This window comes from Companilactobacillus sp. y65-5 (assembly GCF_057541095.1).
In genome coordinates this window covers 1-1,766 of record NZ_BAAJOA010000019.1, presented here as the reverse complement: position 1 = coordinate 1,766, position 1,766 = coordinate 1, and the positions used below count along the sequence as shown (strand labels likewise).

Below are 1,766 nucleotides of genomic sequence, written 5' to 3'. Positions count from 1 at the left end.
CAACGGTAGACCTTTGAAAACTGAACAAAGTTTTAACAATCAATTGTGTAGGCCTTTTAATTAAGGTTTAAAGTTTTTTGAAACATTGACGAAGTCAATTTTCGCTAGTATTTATGAGTCACAAACTTTTAATATGAGAGTTTGATCCTGGCTCAGGACGAACGCTGGCGGCGTGCCTAATACATGCAAGTCGAGCGAACTCTGGTTTTTGATTTTTGGTGCTTGCACCAAAATGATAAAACATTTGAGTGAGCGGCGGATGGGTGAGTAACACGTGGGTAACCTGCCCTAAAGTGGGGGATAACATCTGGAAACAGGTGCTAATACCGCATAACAACATTTACCTCATGGTTTATGTTTGAAAGATGGTTCTGCTATCGCTTTAGGATGGACCCGCGGTGCATTAGTTTGTTGGTGAGGTAACGGCTCACCAAGACGATGATGCATAGCCGACCTGAGAGGGTAATCGGCCACATTGGGACTGAGACACGGCCCAAACTCCTACGGGAGGCAGCAGTAGGGAATCTTCCACAATGGACGAAAGTCTGATGGAGCAACGCCGCGTGAGTGAAGAAGGTTTTCGGATCGTAAAACTCTGTTGTTGAAGAAGAACATGCGTGAGAGTAACTGTTCATGTATTGACGGTATTCAACCAGAAAGCCACGGCTAACTACGTGCCAGCAGCCGCGGTAATACGTAGGTGGCAAGCGTTGTCCGGATTTATTGGGCGTAAAGAGAATGTAGGCGGTTTATTAAGTCTGATGTGAAAGCCCCCGGCTCAACCGGGGAAGTGCATCGGAAACTGGTTAACTTGAGTGCAGAAGAGGAGAGTGGAACTCCATGTGTAGCGGTGGAATGCGTAGATATATGGAAGAACACCAGTGGCGAAGGCGGCTCTCTGGTCTGTAACTGACGCTGAGATTCGAAAGCGTGGGTAGCAAACAGGATTAGATACCCTGGTAGTCCACGCCGTAAACGATGAGTGCTAAGTGTTGGAGGGTTTCCGCCCTTCAGTGCTGCAGCTAACGCATTAAGCACTCCGCCTGGGGAGTACGGCCGCAAGGCTGAAACTCAAAGGAATTGACGGGGGCCCGCACAAGCGGTGGAGCATGTGGTTTAATTCGAAGCAACGCGAAGAACCTTACCAGGTCTTGACATATCTTGAAACACTAAGAGATTAGTTTTTCCCTTCGGGGACAAGAATACAGGTGGTGCATGGTTGTCGTCAGCTCGTGTCGTGAGATGTTGGGTTAAGTCCCGCAACGAGCGCAACCCTTATTACTAGTTGCCAGCATTTAGTTGGGCACTCTAGTGAGACTGCCGGTGACAAACCGGAGGAAGGTGGGGACGACGTCAAATCATCATGCCCCTTATGACCTGGGCTACACACGTGCTACAATGGTCGGTACAACGTGCTGCGAACTCGCGAGGGTAAGCAAATCACTTAAAACCGATCTCAGTTCGGATTGTAGGCTGCAACTCGCCTACATGAAGCTGGAATCGCTAGTAATCGCGGATCAGCATGCCGCGGTGAATACGTTCCCGGGCCTTGTACACACCGCCCGTCACACCATGAGAGTTTGTAACACCCAAAGCCGGTGGGGTAACCTTTTAGGAGCTAGCCGTCTAAGGTGGGACAAATGATTAGGGTGAAGTCGTAACAAGGTAGCCGTAGGAGAACCTGCGGCTGGATCACCTCCTTTCTAAGGAAAAGTGCGAAAGCACAACGGAATACACAAGTTAAAACTTTGTTTAGTTTTGAGAGG

Annotated in this window: 1 rRNA gene; it reads left to right on the top strand. The window is 48.8% G+C overall.

Annotated features, from left to right (window positions below):
- Nucleotides 1-129 precede the first annotated feature (129 nt).
- Nucleotides 130-1,703, top strand: a 16S ribosomal RNA gene (locus AC27FM_RS13230).
- The last annotated feature ends 63 nt before the right edge of the window (nucleotides 1,704-1,766 follow it).